This is a genomic window from Coprobacillus sp. AF33-1AC (assembly GCF_003475785.1).
Lineage (GTDB): Bacteria > Bacillota_I > Bacilli_A > Erysipelotrichales > Coprobacillaceae > Faecalibacillus.
Window position 1 is genome coordinate 512 of the sequence record NZ_QRQB01000051.1, and the last position, 1139, is coordinate 1650.

At 34.0% G+C, this 1139-nt stretch carries 1 protein-coding gene; it reads left to right on the top strand.

Features of this window, described 5'->3' with window-relative positions; all coding sequences use genetic code 11:
- Positions 1-1139, top strand: a 1139-nt coding sequence (locus DWZ53_RS11045) for an IS1182 family transposase (RefSeq protein ID WP_233541892.1), incomplete at both ends; no start/stop codon positions are given.

Consider the following 1139-nt stretch of genomic DNA (forward strand, 5'->3'; position numbering starts at 1 on the left):
TCCAAACTTTTCTACATGGTCTCAGAACTATATTCGCAGATATAAGGATTCAACTATTTTTCAGGAAATCTTTATGGAAATTCTGGAACAGGCTGTTGCGTACGGTTTTGTTGATTTTACAACAGTATTTGGAGACAGCACACATCAGAGGGCAAATGCCAATAAAAGAAAAAGTGAAAAAAAAGAAGTAGAGATCATCAAAAAGAAATACGAAGATGATCTGTTGACTGAAATCAACGAAGATAGAGAATACATAGGCAAGGCCCCATTCGATGCAATGGTGCATACAGAATATGTACATGATGAAGAAACAGGTAAAGAAGTAAAAAAGACTTCAACTAAAATAATTACAGAGAGCACTATAGATCCAGAAAGTGGCTGCTTCCATAAAGGTGAGAAGGAAAAATGTTTTGCGTACTCGCATCAAACATTCTGTGATAAGAACTCGTTCGTACTGGCAGTTACAACAGTACCTGGAAATGTACATGACAGTGTTAGTTTTTTTGATGTCTATGAAGAATTGAACAATGGGAAATATGGATACCTAATTAAGAATGTATCGTTAGATGCTGGATATATGACACCCGCAATATGTAGAACTATTGTACAAAACCATCAAATTCCTTATATGCCATATAAAAGACCAATGACGAAAAAAGGGTTCTTCAAAAAATACGAATATGTCTATGATGAAGAATATGACTGTTATCTATGTCCAAATGATAAGCTTCTTATGTATACAACAACTACAAGAAATGGCTACAGACAATATAAATCCAATCCAAAAGACTGCAAAGATTGTCCTCTTAGAAATAAATGTACAAAGAGTAAAAATATGACAAAAGTTATTGAACGTCATCTATGGGAAGAATTTAGAGAATATGCCGATGAGATCCGTCATACTATGGAATGGAAAGAAATCTATCCAAAGAGAAAAGAAACCATTGAACGAGTATTTGCAGACTGTAAGGAAAACAATGGACTACGCTTTACAAGATTGAAAGGCTTGAAGAAAAACCAACAGAATGCTTGGTTGATTTTTGCGTGCCATAATTTGAAGAAAATGTCCCTTTGGAGAGGGAAATATAGAAGAAAATCCTCAAAATCTTCTGTATATTCTTCAAAATATAGAAAAAAAG